Origin of the sequence: Thermoactinomyces intermedius, from assembly GCF_013912365.1 — a bacterium.
In the GTDB taxonomy this organism is placed as follows: Bacteria; Bacillota; Bacilli; order Thermoactinomycetales; family Thermoactinomycetaceae; genus Thermoactinomyces; species Thermoactinomyces intermedius.
The window spans coordinates 14,579-32,855 of the sequence record NZ_JACETT010000039.1 but is presented as its reverse complement, the minus strand read 5'-3'; the positions used below and the strand labels follow the sequence as shown (position 1 = coordinate 32,855).

Sequence of the window (18,277 nt, the reverse complement as noted above, 5' to 3'; positions counted from 1 at the left end):
GAACAAAGGCACTCCTTTCAAAAATATAATGAATTGGATAAAGATTGAAACTATTCAATTGATAAAAGAAGGCAATCTTTATCCATATGAATAATTCTATGTAAAAATATCAAAACCTTCTGAAATTCTTTTTTCTTGCATACTAAAAGGCAGGTGCTTTTGGTTTGGTCCTGGTGTTGTTTCACAGAGGATTAACCAAAGGCACCTGCCTTCATCTCCTGATCAGAACTTTGATCGGTACTCAAAGTTTCATCAACCTCGATTCATCAGATTTTAAAGTTCCAATATCATTTTGGCAATCGTCATGTAAATGATCAATCCGGTTCCATCCACCAAGGTGCTGATCAATGGTCCGGAAACGACCGCCGGGTCTGCTTTCAGCCGGCTCAGGATCAGTGGCAATGCTGCGGAAACCACGGACGACCAGATGACAATAAACATCGCAGCCAACGCGACCACATAAGCCACGTCAAAGGTGACGCCCATGATCCAAGCCCGGATAAAGCCGATCAGTCCCAGCGACATGCCGAGAAACATTCCGGTGAGGAGTTCTTTTTTGATGACACGGAACAAATCTTGAAACTTGACTTCCCCGACACCGAGGGCCCGGATCAGTGTGGTGACAATTTGCGAACCGGTGTTTCCGCCTGTCCCGATTAACAAAGGGATAAAAAAGGATAGGGCAACCACTTGATCCAGCGTGCTCTGGTAACTTTCCAAAACTGTTGCGGTATAAGCACCTCCGACAAACAAAATGAAGAGCCAGACAATCCGTTTCCGGTATAAACTCCAGATGGAGGTTTTGAAGTAAGGTTCGGTCAACGGTTGGCTTCCTCCGATTTTTTGGATGTCTTCGGTTGCTTCTTCCTGAATGACCTCGACCACATCATCGTAGGTGACGATTCCGATCAACCGGTGTTGCCGGTCCACGACGGGTACGGCATAAAAACCGTAACGGGACAAAACCGATGCGACCTCTTCCTGTCCGGTTTCGGCCGGAACGGAAATGATATCGGTTTTGGCGATGTCGGAAAGCGGGGTTTTCGGATCGGCCAAAATGATTTCTTTGAGTGAAGCCACGCCAAAAAGTTTGCCACGTTGGTCGGTGACATAGATGTAGGAGACAATCTCCGCTTCATAACCCACTTTCCGGATGTGCCGGATGGTTTGTTCCCCCGTCCAATAGGCCCGGGCCGATACATAATCCACTGTCATCAAGCCGCCGGCCGTATCCTCCGGATAAGTCATTAGCTGTTTGATCTTTTTCCGGTAATCCGCCGGGAGCAGCCGTTGCAACTTTTCGGCTTGCAGCGGGTGGATGGCGAGCAGGAGGTCCACCACCATGTCACTGGACATTTGCTTGATCAATAACGAGGTGACCGTTTCGTCCATGCGGCTCAGCAACTCATAGGTTCTTTCCGGCTCGAGATATTCCAAAACTTCCGCGGCATGAGCCAAAGATAAATGGGTGATGAGTTCCCGTTGGAGATCCACATCCAAATCTCGGAAAATCTCGGCCAAATCGTATGGTTGCATTTGGCGCAAAAGCTCCAACAAGCGCGTTTCTTTTTTTTCGGAGCAGAACAGGTTTTGCAACTCTTCCTTGACGAAAGCTGCTTGACTCATCTCGTTTCCCCCCTTTTATAAAATAAAAAACTCCCACTGACGATGAGAGCGGGAGACAGAGCAAAACAAGCCCATTGAAGCATGAGCCGGCCTTTATCTCCCTCATCGAGCTTTGGCACTGCACGGCATAGGTTGTAACAACCAGCTACATTAGAAAAGACCTTCGTTCCGATCTTTTCTGCTGACCCATTGGCGTCTCTCGACATTTTTGGGCAGTAGCGTATCTCCGAACAGGAACCTCACCTAACAGAGATAAAACCATGACAATATAAGGTTTTGAACGTTGTCAAGTATAACGCTTGGCAGAAAGGGTTGTCAATTGATCTTGTGTTGAAATTTCTTAAAGGACATATTGTCATTATATTTTATTAAACAAGGGCGGGGAGGGTGCCATCCTGCAACCGGAAAGATTGAATTTTTACGGAAAATTTAGTAAAATATACTTATATATTAATATAAATTTCGTTCTTCCATGAAAGCAGTCGTTCCAGTTCTATGTGGGTCTGAATCAGATATAGAAAGGAATTCCTTTTCGGGAAGGAGATGCGAGATGAGTGTGGACCACAAGGCGTTGGAACGGGCGATTGCCGAAATTACAGAGATAGCCAAGGGTTTCGGGCTTGATTTTTATCCGATGAGATACGAAATTTGTCCGGCAGACATTATATATACTTTTGGTGCCTATGGCATGCCGACGCGGTTTTCACATTGGAGCTTCGGCAAAGCTTTTCACAAAATGAAACTGCAATACGATTTAAATTTAAGCAAAATTTATGAATTGGTCATTAACTCTAATCCTTGCTATGCTTTTTTGCTCAAGGGAAACAGCTTGACGCAAAACAAAATGATCGTGGCTCATGTCCTGGCGCATTGCGACTTTTTTAAGAACAACGTCCGTTTTTCGGCAACTTCCAGAGACATGGTGGAGACAATGGCCGCCAGCGCGGAGCGGATCCGCCAATATGAAATGAAGTACGGGAAAGAAGTGGTGGAGGAATTTTTGGATCATGCCCTCGCCATTCAAGAGCACATCAATCCGAGCCTGTTGGATTTAAAAGCCAACCGGAAGAAAGCGAATCCGTCAACCCCTTCCAAACCTTCCACTCCTTATGATGACTTGTGGGAATTGGATCAACCGGAAAAACACCCGAAGCCTTCTCCAAAAAAGAAACAATTCCCTGAACAGCCGGAAAAAGATTTGGTTCTGTTTTTGATGAAACACAGCCGGGTGCTGGAAGATTGGCATCAGGACATTTTGACCATTTTGCGCAATGAGATGTTGTATTTCTGGCCGCAGCTGGAAACCAAAATCATGAATGAAGGTTGGGCCTCCTACTGGCACATCCGCATCATGCGCGAGTTGGATTTGAATGAAGAAGAGGCGATTGAATTTGCCGGTTTGAATGCCTCTGTCTTGCAACCTTCCAAAACATCCATCAATCCGTATTACCTGGGATTGAAGATGTTTGAAGACATTGAACGCCGGTGGGATCATCCAACCGAAAAAGAGCAGAGGGAGTTGGGGATGAAGCCCGGGCAAGGGCGGAAAAAAATCTTTGAAGTCCGTGAGTTGGATTCCGATATTTCCTTTTTGCGGAATTACCTGACCGAAGAGTTGGTGGAAAAACTGGATTTGTATGTATTCCAACGCAAAGGCGACGAGTGGAAAATCACGGACAAAAACTGGGAGTCGGTCCGGGATGAGCTGGTGATGAGCCGGATCAACGGGGGACATCCGTTCATTGTGGTGAAAGACGGGGATTATGCGGAAAACGGAGGGTTGTATTTGCTCCACCGGTATGAAGGCGTTGAGTTGGATACGAAATATCTGGAAAAAACGTTGCCGCATGTTTATGCATTATGGGGCCGCCCGGTCTATCTGGAGACGGTGATTGAAGAGAGAAAAGTGGTTTTTTGTTATAACGGGAAAAAATGCACACGGCGTTTTATGTAAAAAAATGTCCGCTTCAAATCGGGATTGAAGCGGACATTTTGTTTATTCACCGGAATGCGGCTCCTTTTGTTGAACATCTTCGGTTCCGGTTTCCGGCTCCTCTTCACTCCGGGTTTCCATTTCCTCTTCGCCCGGCGATTCCGTTTCTTCTTCCTCCAGCGGTTTTTCTTCCACGGCTGTTTCGGTGTCCGCGATATCCGTTGCGGAGGAAATGGTTAACGGGAGGAAGGGTTGAACCGGATCATAGGATAATGGGCTGTGGTTTGGTTCGTTTTCTTCTTCCTGTTCCACCGCTTTGGGATGTGGGTCGGCATTTGTGTTATCCGGTTTTTCCTCTTCATTGGCGACATCGTCCGTGTCTGTAACCGGGATGGCGGCAGGGATGTCATCCGCCGGGGTTTGCTGTGCGAACCAGTGAAGCAATCCTTCAATGGCGGTCGTGGATTCATGGATGCGGTCAATTTGGATCACAAAGTGGTCGGCGTGATTTTCTTTCAGTGTCACCAAGCATCCCGGTTGATTGGTGATGGCTGTGACGGCATAGGACGGTTCGATCGGAGTGGACAGAGGGATTTTAAATGTCCGTCCGGACACATTTTCTTCCAGTTGGAAACGGGCAATGCCTGAAGCCGTGGCGGGTTGTTCATCCGCAAGGAGCGGACGGAAATTCAATTTCTCCAAGCCGATGCTTTGATCCGCGATTTTTTCGGTGGTCACTGCTTGGTCCGTCAGATGTTCCGCAGAAATGGCGCCGGATTCAATGTGTGTTCCCTGGATTTGTTTTTTGGCGATGTGGCAGGACAAAATCGCATCATCGTTGATATGGCGGGGGAAGATGGACTGGGATGCCAACTTGTCGGAATGAACGGCTTGATCTTGAAGCAGATCGGTTGAAATGGCTCCTTGCTCAATGTGCATTTCCTGGATTTGCCGTTGGGCAATGTGCCAAGAGCGCACGGAATCATCTGCGATATGGCGCGGCAAGATGGAATGCGAAGCCAGTTTGCCGGCATCGACCGCGTCATCTTGAAGATGGGCTTTGGTGATGGCTTCTTCTTGGATGTGCCGGCCGGAGACGGCCGTATCTTCAATATGGTGGCCTTGGATTTGCTCTTTTTCAATGTGCCGGGACAAAACGGCACCGGCTGAAATGTGCGGGGACAAGATTGCATTTTGGGCCAGATGGCGGGCCGCGATGGCTTCATCCTGGATGTGTCCGGATGCCACGGATTGTTCCGCGATATGCTTCGACTCGATTTGCTTTTCCTGAATATGCCCGGATTGAATGGCCTCTTCTTGGATGTGCCGGCCGGAGACGGCTGTATCTTCAATATGGTGGCCTTGGATCTGTTCTTTTCTGATATGACGTGACAAAACGGCACCGGCTGAGATGTGCAATGACCCGACAGCTTCCTCGTTCAGATGATGTTCGCAAATCGAGTTTTCATCCAGGTGTCCGCTTTGGATCTGTTGTTCCCCGATGTGGTGAGACAAAACGGATGCGGCGGACAGATGCCGGGACGATATGGAGTCGGATGTCAAATGCCGGGAAGAAACCGTTTCATCACAGAGCAGCTCCCCGGAAATGGATTGTTCCTGAATGTGCCGGGCGCTGATTTGCTTATCCTGAATATGCTCGGCGTTGACGGCTTTATCTTGAATATGACGGGATTTGATCTGGTGATTGGCGATTTTTTCGCTGACGATGGCATGGTCTTTTAAATGGTCCGTGTGAATTTCGCCGTGTTTCAGATGTTTTGCGTTGATTGCCCCGTCCTCAATGTGATTTTCGCCGATGGATTGGTCTTGCAGATGGTGGCTTTGGATCTGCTTTTCCCCGATATGCCGGGATAATACGGCTTCAGCGTCAAGATGTCGGGATTCGACCGATTTTTCTCCAAGGTTGCGGGCATGGATCGCTTCATTTTGGATCAGTTCGTTGGAAATGGACTGGTCTTTGATGTGCTCCGGACCAATTTGTTTTTCCCGGATGTGGCGGGAGGTGACGGATTCGCTGTGGAGATGGCGGGAATCGATTTCGCCTTCTCCGATTTTTTCTGCGGTCACTGCTTGATCTTTCAAATGCCGTGTGTGAATTTGCCCGTTTTTGATGTGATGGTCCTCAATGGACTGATCCGCAATATGTTGGTTTTCGATGACGGAGTGGTCCAGTTTTTCTTTGGTGATGGCTCCGTCGACGATGTGGGTGGACTGGACGGAAAAAGGTGCGATGTGATGGCCGCTGATGGTGGCGGATCCGATGTGTTTTCCCTGAATGCTTTCATTGGCCAGTTTATCCCCGTAGACGGATTCGTCCGCCAGATGTTTGTGTTGGATTTGCCCCCGGTCAATGTGTCTGGACTGGATGATCTGTTCTCCCAGATGTTCCCGCAAAATGGTGTGGTGTCCGATTTTTTCGGACGTGACGCATCCGTTGGCCAGTTTGTTCGAAGTGATGGCAAAGTCGTTGATTTTGTCGGTGGATACCGATTCCGGAGCCAGTTTGGAAGTGGAAATCGAATGGTCGATCAACTTGGAACCGGAAATGGAATGATTGGCCAAATGTTGCTCATTGATGCTTGCTTCCTGGATGTGGCGTTTGTTGATGCTGTTTTCTTGCAGGTGTTCTTCGCCGATGATTTTCCTGTTCAGATGTTTTTCCTGAATGGCGCCTTCGGCAATGGCTTCGGCATGGACACTGTTTGGGGCGATGTGTTGTTCTTTGACGGAATCCGGGGTCAAATGTTCATGGGTGATGATGCCCGGCTGCAAATGATCTTTGTGAATGGATTGATTTCGGATTTGTTGTCCGGTGATGGATTGATGGGTGATTTTTTCCCCCGGGATGGATTGTTCCCCGAAATGGTGGGGGCTGATGGCTTTTTCCTGAATGTGGGAACCTTGAATGGAGCCGGGTTGAATGTGTTGGGATTCGATGGATTGAGATGCGATTTTGTCGCTGGTGACAGCGCCGTTTTGCAATTTGCTTTCGGAGACGGATTCATCGGCCAGTTTTGCTTGGTTCACGACTTCGTTTTCCAAATGAATGGTGCGGATGGAACCGCTTTTTAATTTTTCGCCGCTGATGGACTGATCGGCCAAATGCTCATTTAAAATATGGCCCAGTGACAAATGTTTGCTTTGGATCGAGCGTTCTTTGAGTTTGCTTTCATTGATGCTGCCGTCTGATAATTTGCTGCCGGGAATTTCATTGTCTTTAATGTGTTTGGCTTGAATGGAATCTTTTTTGATGTGGCTTCCTTCAATGGAATCATGATCCAGATGGAAGGAGCGGACTGCATTTTTGGCAATTTTTTGTGAGGTGACGGCTTCATTTTTCAATTTGGATTCGGTTACGGCCGCCTGTTCAAGGTGATCGGTGCCAATGCTGTCCGGTTTGATCTTTTTCCCGCTGATCGACTGGTTGGCGATTTTTTCCTCCGTGACGGCGGCGTCGGCGATGTCATTGGTGTAAATCGGCGAATGGCTTTGCCGGGTCTGGGTGGATGAAGTTTTTAAAGGTTTGGATAAATCGGACAGTTCCGCGGTGTTTTCCATGTCTTCCAACAGACCGGTTTTGTTCCGTTTCTTTTTCAATTCTGCTTGCTCCAATTGAATGAGTTCCTCCAAAATTCGTTCATCGGCCATGTAAGGAGAGGGACGTTCCCTTTTTTTGGCTGAATGAGACTTTCTCTTCTTCAAAGGTCGTACTCCTTTCTATCGGGCATTTTCCACTCTCTTTTAGGTATATGCATCAAAATGAAAAATGGAAACATGTCAAATCAAAATCGCACAACGCCAGTATTCATCGGGTTTCCTAAGAATAACCATTTATTACATATTAAAGGAGCGTGGATTTATGTTAGTATGAACCTAGCTTTGGGAGCGGCAAAAATGGAAGAGGAGGATTTGATGCAAAACAGTAAAAAATTTATTAAATTGGGAATTACTGTCGCAGCATCTCTTGTGATTTCTACAGGACTTCCGGCAGGCATCACACATGCCGCCACTTTGGAAACGGCCAACCATTCCTTGATTTCCCAGATTTTCAAACAGTTTGGTTGGGCGTTCAAGGGAAAAACGGCAAATGCACAGCCTGAAAATCCGGAAGCTTCAGAACCGTCCGGACAAACCACGGTTCCTGAAAACCAAACTGGACAAGCACCGTCCGATAACGGGCAAACGGATACAGAACAAACAGCTACGACCAAAGCAGACCAGATTATTGCAACAGGAGAAAAATATTTGGGAACACCTTACCAGTTTGGCGCTAAATCAGGACAAACCAAAACCTTTGATTGTTCTTCTTTCGTTCAACATGTGTTTAAAGAAAACGGCATTGATCTGCCGCGCACTTCCCGTCAACAAGCAACGGTTGGACAAACGGTTCCTTTCAGTGAAATCCAAAAGGGGGATTTGTTGTTCTTTGAGCTGAGCAGCAATCCGGGCCGGATCGGCCATGTGGGCATTTATGCCGGGAACAACAAAATCTTGCATACCTGGGGACCGGGTGGTGTCCGGTATGACGATTTGTCCGACCGCTGGTTGAAAGAAGGGTTTGTCAAAGCCCAACGTGTGATTCAGTAAACGTGTGATTCGGTAAATTCGGAAAAAACATCCGTTGAAAATATTCGTTGTCGCTCCAACGAATGAAAATGACTGCTCAGATCTTGTTTCTGAGCAGTCATTTGTTTAATTTTCCGGAACCGGGATTCTGACAGACGGTTCGGATTTCTTCAACACGTCCGCCGGATCGAAATTTCCCCCGCCCAGCCAGAGGGTGTCTTTTCCGGTCGGGCCTTTACATAGCGAAAAAGCCATCAATCCGCATGAAAAACACAGTTTTAAGCTGGGGATGTTGTCGGAAGCGACCCGGGCATATACTTTCCCCAAGGATTGGATCGCTTGCTTCAAAAGTTGTTCTCCCACCCCTCTTTGGCGGTAATCCGGATGGACTGCGATAAAAGATTCTTCGATTCCGTAGTTTCCAAAGACAATGATTCCCGCCACTTTTTTTTCGTCATAAGCAGCGGCGATATAAGTTCCTTCCTTCAATTCTTCAGGCGTTAACCGGTGGAACCACCGCATGGCCTGATGGGTGATTCTCCCGTCTCCGTACCGCCTCAAAAAGCGGAGCAGGGGTTTTCGGATCCGCTCCAGCGATTGTGGCGGAAAGGCGTGAATTTTCATGTGGCCGTCCCCTCCGATGTATGCGAAAATCCGCTCAGGTACAATGAGTATTCAATCAAACGGCGCAAAGACCGTCTCCGGATGTTGGGTTCGTCAAATTTCATCGGCTTGGAATTGGCCTCAAAGATCCAAAGGGTTCCGTCTTCTTCAATGCCGAGATCCATTGACATTTCCCCCAGAAGGGCGTTTTGTTGGTTTTCGATCCACCGGGCGGTCCGGATACCGACTCGTTTGATCCGCTCTTTGATGCGATCCGTTTCGCTGCCAAACACGGATTGAAGTACCGTGTCGATTTTTTCAATGCGCCCTCCCATGGGAACATGGGTGGAAATCGCCCGTTCGCCGGCCACCCGGACTCCCATTCCCGATAATCCCCACCGGCCGGAGCCGTTTTTCTGGAGCAAAATGCGGATGTCAAACGGATGGCCTTGAAAGGTGGCCAAAGGGATGCCTTGTTGCAAAATATAGGAGGTTTTTTGTTTCAACCGGTTGTACAAATCCCAAACTTCTTTCAAAGTCCCAACCCGGTATTTCTTTTTTTCCCTGGTGGTTTGGTAGGAGAGTTCATAGTGCCGTTTCTTTTTGACAAGGCGCATCATTTTGATGCCGGCTTTTCCTTCAATCGGTTTAAAATAAAGAACCGGATGTTTGGCGGCCATGCGCTCCAGTTGTTCCATGTGGTGAAGCCGGACGGTTTCCGGTAACAGCCGGTGCAATTCGGGAGAAGCAGTGAGTTGTTGGTACAGCGTCCATTTGTCAAAAAAGCCGGGGTTAAACAGGTAAACGCCTGGCATTTGCTGCAGTTGCCGGATGGTTTGCCGGACTTCCGGGGTTTTTTCGATCATCCGGTTGGGGATGCGGTTGTACACGACATTCGGGAAGGGAAGCCTGGCTGCTTTCCACTGCGGTTTCAACGAATGAGGATTCAGCAGATATCCGTGGACGGTGGAATGGTTGCCGATGCCTTGGGGGGTGAGGACAAACACGGTGACCCCCATTTCTCTTCCCGTCCGGATCAAGTCGGCAAAGTTTTGGTGATTGCCTCCAAACGGCTTTTTGTTGTCCGAGGTTAATATGGCGACAAACGGGCCGGCTTGATAATGATTGCGGGACAAATGCCTGAGGCGGGCGGGCGTGTGATGGGATTGGCTGGGCCTGCCGTGGGGGTTGAATCTGATTTTTGCTTTCGTGTGATGGCCGATAATGGCAGAAACCATGCCGGGAAACTGTTTTTTCGGATATCGTCTGAGCGGAACAAACTCCAGGGTGTTTTTGTTCGGTACGATGGACAGCCAGCCGGCTTTGGGTAATTTCATAAGATGGCGCTCCCCCTTTGTTAAATGAAGTTGGTCAGATTTAAACAATAATCGGTTATATATTTTGCAGACCTGCGCCCGGCTTCGCGCAAACTCGGATGCAAGAAGATGTGCCTGCCCGGTTTGGCATTCACTTCAAAAAGCCAAACACGGCCGTTGCGGTCCACCCCGATGTCCAGCCCCAACTCTCCCAGGGTTCCGTCAATCTGTTCTTCCAATGTTTCGGCAATGGTGATAGCGGCGCGGATGATCATTTTTTTCACATCGGAGGCATGCTGATGAAATGTTTTGAGAAGCAGTTCATCCGTCCGGATGATGGAGCCTCCCGTTCTGACATGCGTTGTGACGCAGCCGAATCCGGCCGCTTTGGAGCCGATGGCAACCACTTTCCAGTGTCCTTTACTGTCTTTGTGCATGTGAACCCGGAAATCGACGGGGCGGTGGTTATTCCGGATCAACCGGATTCCCTGCTGAACGAGATATTTTTTGAACCGGGGAGAGTGGATGCTGCCAAAATAATGGCTGATTAACGCTTTTAATGACCGGAACAGGTGAAGGACGTTTTTGTTTCCTTTGTGGAACCGGCAATAGTAACCTTTCCCCGGGTGGTACGTGATGCGGAAAATCCCCAGCCCCAAACTGCCGCCGCTGGGCTTCAAATAGACCATCCGGTGTTCCTTCAGCATTCTTTCCATGATCTCCAGGGTGGGAGGCATGTAAGTTTCGGGCATAAAAGTGGATGTTGCCGGATGGTGGTTCAGCATCTGATGGATGGACCATTTGTTGAAAAAGCCTTGGTTGAAGATTTTGCAAGCGGTGCTTTTTTTGAAGCGGTTTAAACAGGACTGAACCTGGGCCATGGATTCAGCCCGGCGATTGGGAATCCGCTCATAAATGACATCGGGAAACGGAGAGAGAAGCGGATGCCAACGATTTTGGATGAAGTACCATCCCCGGACGGTTTGATTCTGCCAATTCACCATTTCCGGAGTAAAGACATAGATGAAGGGCTTTTCGTCAAAACCGGCTTGAATGAAACTGCGGAATAACTGGGTCCGGCTGCCGAAAGGTTGTTCCGGGTGGTGGCGGAAACCGGTGGTGAGGATGCCGATCACGGGTCCGAACTTCAACGTTTTGTCGGTAAACAGGGCCCGGATGGTTCCCGTGTAAGGAAAGAGCAACTGTCTGGCGACCGCCGGGGAAAGGAAAATCTTGTTTCCGGTTAGTGGAGCGATGATCACCCGGGTGATCACCGTTTTGTTTCCAAGTTGAACTTTAATGGATTGCCCGCTTTGGCATCCCCATAAATTCCCTAATGCCTGGCTGATCACAATGGCTTTGGCCGGAGTTTTGGAGTGAATTCGTATTTGGCAAAGGATTGATTTCATACTGACCCTCCTAGCTGTTCAATAAAGCATTCGCATATTGAATGGGAAACTGGATGGCACGCCGCCGCACTTCCAGTTCTCCGGTTTTTAAGAAAACGGACCGCCCGGGTTTTGAGTTGACTTCAATGATCCAGACATCTTTGTTTTCATCGATGCCGATATCGATTCCCAGTTCTACCAGAGGACCGTGACGGCTTTCGATAAACGGGGGCACGATTTCGCTCAGATAGTGGATGGTCGAAAAAATTTTGGCTGCTTCTTGCGGGGTGTAATGCTGTTTTAAAAAAGGTTGGAACGGTAAAGCCTGCCCACCGCCGTGCAAATTGGAGGTGATGGAATCGGGTTGGCCGGTCCGGATGGCAAGCCCCGTTGTTTCCCATTGTTTTTGTCCGTTTTTTTGGACCAGAATCCGGACATCAAACGGGCGCCCATCCGGTGTGTTCAGTGACAAAAAAGGTTGGAGGATGTAACGGGTGTCCCGGATGGTTTGTTCCACCCAATGGCTGAGTCGGACCGGGGTTTGAAATTGAACGGAAAAAGGCTGGTTGAATTTCGTCCGCCCTTTCAGCAGGAAAGAGGAGGGGGTGATTTGTTCGATGGCGACCACTCCTCTTCCGTGGCTGCCGCCATTGGGTTTGATCAAAACGCGGGTATGTTTCCGGAGGAAAGAGAACAGCTCTTGGGCATGGGTCAACCGCTTGGTTTCCGGAAGATAAGTCCGGATTTCCGGATGCTCTTTCAAGATGAGATAGGTTTGGTATTTCCCGCCCAAAGCTCTTCCGAGCAATCGGATCTGCGGGTCTTGGGTGATTTTCTGAACGTGGGGTTTATACTTCATGTAATGCCGGGCGTTGACATAATAACAGCGGTCATAGATCAAATGCGGCAGCGGGACCGTCTGTTGTTTCCAACGCGGATGGTGATAATGCCAAGCCGGAACCGTTCTGGTTTTCCAATGAATCCGGCCCGGATTGAATATGAAAACCTCCAGCCCCTGTTTTTTTCCTTCGAGCGTCAGTTGTTCAAAGAAGGATTGCTCTTTAAACGGAGGGTGTTTTTGGTTGTTTCCGTAACAAACCATAATGCCGAGCCTGTTTTTTTGATCGGTCATCGCCGTTGCCTCCTCATGATCCCGGAAGTCGTCGAAGGAGAAGGGGGGGGAGCATGTTTTCCTTGCTGGGAAAGATACAGCACATAGTCGATCAACCGCAACACGGACGGGCGAAAATGGCTGTTTGGATTAATCACGGTGTCATCGGTTTTGGATGGTTTGGAATTGATTTCAATCAGCCAGATTTTCCCGTGCACGTCGACGGCCAGATCGATGCCGAGTTCGGCGAAATGGCCGTCGGCCAAACGTTCAAACGTTTTGGCGATTTCAAGTGCGGCGGCCCGCAGCTGGTGGATGGATGGTTTGTTTGGATAGGACCATTCCCTCAATACATCACTTGCTTTGCGGATCGTACCTCCACGGGCCAGATTGGATACAATATGTGAAATGTTGGCAATCCGCGCAACGGAAGAAGTGATTTTCCAAACCCCTTCCTTGGTTTTTTGTGCCAAAATGCGAAAGTCGACCGGCCGGTTGTCAAATTTCATCAGCCTGAGTCCCTGTTGGGCGATATAAGGCTGGCTTCTGATTTTTTGTTTTAACAATTTCATCAGGCTGGAATGGTTCTTCAAGGTTCGGCGAACCGTTCCCCCTGGGGTGGACAGTTGATAGATCCAACTTTTTTTGGATCGGGTGATCTTGATGATCCCGCTTCCCAGACTGCCGTTGGTCGGTTTGAGATAAACGGTGGAATATCGTTTGAACAGGGTTAAGGCCCTCGGATCGCGGAATGAATAGGTTTCCGGCAATCGCGAACGGATCGATTCGTCTTGGGCCAGGATTTGATAAACCTGTAACTTATCCAAAAACCTTTCGTTGAAGATGGGGATCCGGAAATGGTTTTTCAACAGAGACATTTTTATCTGCAATGATTCTTGTTGCTCGATGCGGCGTGAGTTGATGCGGTTGTAAATCACATCCGGAAGCGGGTATTTTGCACATTGCCACCGGTTTTTTTGTTTGATCCAGACGGTCGTTTCATTCCGGTTTAAATCGATGTGTTCCGGCGTGATGACAGCGACCCGGATTCCTCTCATCTGACCGGCAGTGATGCATTCATCCAGAAATTTGGTCATCAGTCCAAAAGGTTGAGCACGCTTTTCCTGCGGATGGGCATTGATCAAAATGCCAAAAACAGGTCCAAAACGCAAGCGGAGAGAATGTGCGTCAAAATGGGCCCGAATCCATGGCTGAGGGTTCATTTTCAATTGCTCGGCAAGATCAGAGCTGATGCAAATCAGTTTATGGTTCATGCGACTGAAAGCGACTCGTCCTTTTGCGATGGCTGAACCAAATGCGACCGAGAAAACCGGGGTTTTAATCTCCAATTTTTTGGCCAAAGCCTGACTCATCACCAGATCAATGTGGTGAGGAAGCTGATGTTGTGACAAGATTTGAATTTGTACTTGTGCCAGCCCCATGACAATCCCCTTCCGCCTGTAAAATACTAATGTATGGTATGTGGGCGTCAACCGCATGGTGAATAAAACAGGCTTGGCTTCGGCGGAAGGGATGGAAAAAAAGCGGGAAAATCGTTAGGATGAAAAAGAGGGGAGCCTGAAGCCGGACAGGTTGGAAGACAACCTTTTCCACAGTCACGGTTTCCCGGGATGGTCAGGCAGGTGGATGAAAAGGATCGCAAAGAAGGAGGATGACGGATGAACATTACATATCACGGACATTCCTGTTTTGAAATTGAAACCCCGAAACATCGCATTGTCATTGACCCGTTTTTAAGCGGCAATCCGCTGGCAAAAGCGAAACCGGAAGAGCTCAAAGCCGATTGGATTTTGTTGACGCACGGTCATGATGACCACGTCGGGGATACGGTGGACATTGCCAAACGGAATCAAGCGACCGTGATCGCCCCCCATGAATTGGCCGTCTGGCTCGGTTTTCAAGGGGTGAATGCCCATGGCATGTCCATTGGCGGAGGCTATACGTTTGATTTTGGCCATGTCAAAATGGTGAATGCGCTGCATGGTTCCGGATTCGTCAAAAATGAAGAACAACAAATCATCTATTTGGGACCGCCATCCGGTTTTGTGTTGACTCTGGAAGGAAAAACCATTTACCATGCGGGGGATACCGCGCTTTACTCCGACATGAAACTGATCGGAAGAGGCAAAGAAATCGATTTGGCCCTTCTCCCCATCGGGGACAATTTCACCATGGGACCGGAAGATGCGCTGACTGCGGCGGAATGGATCGGGGCCAAGCATGTGATTCCGATGCACTACAACACGTTCCCGCCGATCCGGCAAGATGCCGGTGCTTTCGTGGAGAAACTGAATGCCAAAGGCATTGGCGGCAGTGTGCTGGGCGTCGGCGAAACATTCACCCTTTAAGATAACGATTTGTAAATTTACTGTAATTGACTCGTAATCTTTTTCCACTACAATAGACGAAGATGAAAACCCCCTTTGGTAGAGACGGTTTTAAAGCCGTCTCGTTTTTGTTTGCTTTCAGGCCGGTGCTATATAAAAAAACAAAAGAATATATTGTTGGTAAATGGTGAGGGGGGAAGGGAATTGAAAGGAAAACGGATGATGGAACTTGGAATCAGTGTCTCCCTTTTGATCATCGCCGTCCCTGAGCTTCCCTTTGATCTGCACGGAGTGGGAGGAACATTTTTTTCCCTGATGTGGTTGGCGGGGTTATTTCTGAATCTCACGGCCAATATTTTGGAGATGAAACGGTTGTTGAAAAAAGAACGCAAAGAAAAAATGATCCGGCAATATTTCAGAATGTTGGAACTGAGGAAAACTTTAAAACACCGTCAGATCACCGGATATTGAATCTGTTTCTTTCTATTTGGCAAGTCTGTTTCTATTGCAAACAGAAAGGAGTTTTCTTGGAAAGCTCCTTTTTATTTTTTCTGTCCCCCGTTTTGTAATATAATAAGTGTAACAGTAACGGCGAAGGAAGGGAAGGCAATTGGCGACAAAGCATGAGCAAATTCTCAAGTACATTGAGAGCTTGGAAGTGGGACATAAAATATCTGTCCGGCAAATTGCGAAAGAATTAAATGTGAGCGATGGAACCGCTTACAGGGCGATTAAAGACGCAGAGTTGAAGGGGCTTGTCCATGCCATTGAACGGGTGGGAACGGTGCGCATCGAGAAAAAGCAACGTTCCGACATAGAAAAATTGACATTTGCCGAAGTGGTCAACATTGTGGACGGAAGTGTTCTTGGCGGCCGGTCCGGTTTGCACAAGACGTTGAACCGCATGGTGATCGGCGCCATGAAATTGGAAGCCATGATGCGTTATGTGGAACCGGGGAACCTTCTGATCGTCGGAAATCGGGACAATGTGCACAGGGTTTCGCTGGAAAGAGGATCCGCCGTGCTGATTACGGGCGGGTTTGACACAACCGATGAAGTGAAGCGGTTGGCGGACAAGCTGGAGTTGCCGGTGATCTCCAGCAGTTATGACACCTTTACGGTGGCGACGATGATCAACCGGGCCATTTATGACCGGCTGATCAAAAAAGAGATTTTGATGGTGGAGGATGTGATCAAAACATCCAACCGCCCCGTTTATTTACGGGCGAATGACACCATTTCCCGTTTTCACGAGTTGTTGCGGGAAACCTCGCACAGCCGGTATCCGGTCACCGATGACAAAGACCGCGTGGTCGGGATGGTGACGGCGAAAGACGTGATGGGATTTCCCCCGGAAGAGAAAATTGAAAAAGTGATGACCAAAAATCCGATCACGGTGAATTTAAAAACCTCCCTCGCTTCCGCCGCGCATGAAATGGTGTGGGAAGGCATTGAATTGTTGCCGGTCGTGGATGATTACCGGAAAATCATCGGGGTGATCAGCCGCGAAGATGTGATCAAATCGCTGCACTATATGCAAAAACAGCCGCAAGTCGGCGAAACGATCCAGGAATTGAGTTTTCGCGGATTCTCGGAAGAAGGGACCAATGGAGAAACCGTGTTCAGCGGGCAAATTACCCCGCAAATGACGGATTCTTTGGGGATGTTAAGCACGGGGGTGTGCACCACGTTGATGACGGAGGCCGCCATTCGGGCCCTTCGCCGGAAACGGCGCGGGGATCTCACCATTCAAAATGTGACCCTGTATTTTTTAAAACCGGTTCAAATCGAAAGTCACGTAAAAATTCAACCCAGAATTTTGGATCTGGGGCGGAAACAGGCGAAAATGGATGTGGAAATGCTTTTGGACCAACAAGTTGTGGCCAAAGCGCTCATCACGGCGCACGCCATCGACCGTTAAAAAAAGCATGGACTTCATGCCCATGCCGTCATGGTAAGCTCAAATCTTTTCAGGTTTGAGCCTTTTGTTTTTTCAGGACTGTGAGGCTTCTTGATTTTCTTGCCTTTGTTGTTTGAAATAGTGATGGTTTTTGATTCCGTAATAGCCGTTGATCAGGCCAAGCACAAAAATGATGGCGATGAACGCTTTCTGAATCGCTGTCGTTTGGATGGTGACAAATTGCAAAAGGGCAATGGAAACAAACATGACGCCCATATGAATATTCATCCGGGCCCGGTGAAGATGTTTGGCTATTCCTTGTTTGCGACGTGATAAAATGCTGTTGAAAAAAGTTCCGAAAATGCTGATGCAAATCAATGAAATCAACAGGATGACAAGGGCTTCCACTGATAATACCTCCTGAAACCGCATGCGGCGTTTGGTCACATTCAAGATGGAACAAAGGCGTTTTGCCTTGTTTCGGCTGAAAGTCCTGTTTCCTTTCCATCATATCGTATATCTTAACGCATTGCATCAACTGTTCGTGTTTGCCACGTCATTGGTGAGGCTTTTGGCTTCCAGCCAGATTTTCAGCGTTTCATCGTACAACGAGACATATTTTAAGTGAACTTCCACTTTGGTGCGTTGGGTGTCATCAATGGTCACTTGTTCTTTTTCAAGGATCAGTTCAATGATATCCGGATTATTGCTGATCCATTGCATGGATTTGTCCAGAAAGGGAGATAATTTTTTCTCGATCCGCGTTTTGACGGCATCCGAGATAAAAGGCTGTTCAGCATCCACCTCCACGACGATTTTTTTGATTCGTTCTTCCTCGTCTTGCCGCCGGTTTCCTTTTTTGGTGAGTTGCTCAATCTCTTTCTCCAATTTCAGGATCTCTTTGTATTTTTGGTTGTTTGCATAATAGATGGTGTTTCTCTCGGAAAGCAAACCGTCCAGTTTTTGCCCGTAGAGAATCAGAAAGACACTGCTGCCCGTGACAACGCCCAACAGGAACATCACAAAAGAACGGCGGTTTTTTTTCAGCATTTGCCAAACGCCACTTATCATTTAAAATTCACCTTGGATCAACCAACGAACCAGAATGGTTCCTGTGTGGGCACCCAAGAAAGCACTGACGATAAAAATCAATTGTTGGAATGCTAAGTTTAATTGTCCCCCCAAAATGGTGATTTCAAAATTTTTGATGGTATCAAACGTTCCCCCGATGGCGGCAACCATGGCCCAGATTTTCAGCTGTTCGGACAACCGCAACATTTTGTACATCGGGTAATCATCCGCCACAAAAGCACCCAATCCTCCCAACATGACTCCGCCCAACACGACGCCTAATGCAATCAGAAAATCCAAAATGGCTGTGGTCCAAAATTCCTGTTCCATCGCTTAACCGTCCTCCATTTGGTTTCTTCTATTCACCCTATGAACGCTTCTTGTAAAATATGAG

At 48.2% G+C, this 18,277-nt stretch carries 15 protein-coding genes and 1 riboswitch; of the genes, 5 read left to right on the top strand and 10 right to left on the bottom strand.

Annotated elements, in window-relative coordinates:
* Positions 1-273: 273 nt before the first annotated feature.
* A complete protein-coding gene (gene mgtE / locus H1R82_RS09710) occupies positions 274-1,626 on the bottom strand; it encodes a magnesium transporter (protein ID WP_037994408.1) in 1,353 nt (450 codons plus the stop codon).
* Positions 1,627-1,717: 91 nt separating this feature from the next.
* A riboswitch (M-box (ykoK) riboswitch) is annotated at positions 1,718-1,884 on the bottom strand.
* A gap of 292 nt (positions 1,885-2,176) precedes the next feature.
* On the opposite strand from mgtE, the gene H1R82_RS09705 reads away from it, so the two are divergent.
* A complete protein-coding gene (locus tag H1R82_RS09705; protein WP_181732489.1) occupies positions 2,177-3,580 on the top strand; it encodes a SpoVR family protein in 1,404 nt (467 codons plus the stop codon).
* 42 nt (positions 3,581-3,622) lie between these two features.
* Here the strand turns inward: H1R82_RS09705 and H1R82_RS09700 are convergent, their stop codons facing one another.
* Entirely contained in the window at positions 3,623-7,282 is a 3,660-nt protein-coding gene (locus H1R82_RS09700) for a WIAG-tail domain (protein ID WP_181732488.1), read from the bottom strand.
* 210 nt (positions 7,283-7,492) lie between these two features.
* On the opposite strand from H1R82_RS09700, the gene H1R82_RS09695 reads away from it, so the two are divergent.
* The gene (locus tag H1R82_RS09695) at positions 7,493-8,167 is read left to right on the top strand and encodes a C40 family peptidase (protein WP_181732487.1); all 675 of its coding nucleotides are present in this window, start codon (positions 7,493-7,495) and stop codon (positions 8,165-8,167) included.
* Between the two features lie 105 nt (positions 8,168-8,272).
* Here the strand turns inward: H1R82_RS09695 and H1R82_RS09690 are convergent, their stop codons facing one another.
* Genes H1R82_RS09690 through H1R82_RS09670 form a run of 5 tightly spaced genes read right to left on the bottom strand, consistent with a single transcriptional unit; the run spans position 8,273 to position 14,006 of the window.
* A complete protein-coding gene (locus H1R82_RS09690) occupies positions 8,273-8,770 on the bottom strand; it encodes a GNAT family N-acetyltransferase (RefSeq protein ID WP_181732486.1) in 498 nt (165 codons plus the stop codon).
* Entirely contained in the window at positions 8,767-10,086 is a 1,320-nt protein-coding gene (locus H1R82_RS09685; protein ID WP_181732485.1) for a YheC/YheD family endospore coat-associated protein, read from the bottom strand. The genes H1R82_RS09690 and H1R82_RS09685 overlap by 4 nt, the downstream gene beginning before the upstream one ends.
* A gap of 20 nt (positions 10,087-10,106) precedes the next feature.
* Entirely contained in the window at positions 10,107-11,474 is a 1,368-nt protein-coding gene (locus H1R82_RS09680) for a YheC/YheD family endospore coat-associated protein (RefSeq protein ID WP_181732484.1), read from the bottom strand.
* 10 nt (positions 11,475-11,484) lie between these two features.
* Positions 11,485-12,585, bottom strand: coding sequence for a YheC/YheD family endospore coat-associated protein (locus tag H1R82_RS09675; protein ID WP_181732483.1), 1,101 nt, complete (start codon positions 12,583-12,585; stop codon positions 11,485-11,487).
* Positions 12,582-14,006: a YheC/YheD family endospore coat-associated protein gene (locus tag H1R82_RS09670; RefSeq protein ID WP_181732482.1), complete on the bottom strand. Its 1,425-nt coding sequence runs from the start codon at positions 14,004-14,006 to the stop codon at positions 12,582-12,584. The genes H1R82_RS09675 and H1R82_RS09670 overlap by 4 nt, the downstream gene beginning before the upstream one ends.
* A 237-nt stretch (positions 14,007-14,243) precedes the next feature.
* Between H1R82_RS09670 and H1R82_RS09665 the strand changes: the two genes are divergently transcribed.
* The 3 genes from H1R82_RS09665 (at position 14,244) to H1R82_RS09655 (ending at position 16,833) form a co-directional block, all read left to right on the top strand.
* Complete coding sequence (locus H1R82_RS09665) at positions 14,244-14,933, top strand: metal-dependent hydrolase (protein WP_181732481.1); 690 nt, start codon at positions 14,244-14,246, stop codon at positions 14,931-14,933.
* A gap of 183 nt (positions 14,934-15,116) precedes the next feature.
* On the top strand, positions 15,117-15,383 hold the full coding sequence (locus H1R82_RS09660) for a hypothetical protein (protein ID WP_181732480.1): 267 nt from the start codon (positions 15,117-15,119) through the stop codon (positions 15,381-15,383).
* Between the two features lie 139 nt (positions 15,384-15,522).
* The gene (locus tag H1R82_RS09655) at positions 15,523-16,833 is read left to right on the top strand and encodes a DRTGG domain-containing protein (protein WP_181732479.1); all 1,311 of its coding nucleotides are present in this window, start codon (positions 15,523-15,525) and stop codon (positions 16,831-16,833) included.
* A gap of 72 nt (positions 16,834-16,905) precedes the next feature.
* On the opposite strand, the gene H1R82_RS09650 is transcribed toward H1R82_RS09655, so the two are convergent.
* From H1R82_RS09650 to H1R82_RS09640, 3 genes are all read right to left on the bottom strand, one after another.
* Positions 16,906-17,220, bottom strand: coding sequence for a YtpI family protein (locus H1R82_RS09650; protein WP_181732478.1), 315 nt, complete (start codon positions 17,218-17,220; stop codon positions 16,906-16,908).
* Between the two features lie 126 nt (positions 17,221-17,346).
* Positions 17,347-17,883 carry a sporulation membrane protein YtrI gene (locus H1R82_RS09645; protein ID WP_181732477.1) on the bottom strand — a complete coding sequence of 179 codons (537 nt, stop codon included), beginning with the start codon at positions 17,881-17,883 and terminating at the stop codon, positions 17,347-17,349.
* Positions 17,884-18,213, bottom strand: coding sequence for a YtrH family sporulation protein (locus tag H1R82_RS09640; protein ID WP_037997636.1), 330 nt, complete (start codon positions 18,211-18,213; stop codon positions 17,884-17,886).
* Between the last annotated feature and the right edge of the window lie 64 nt (positions 18,214-18,277).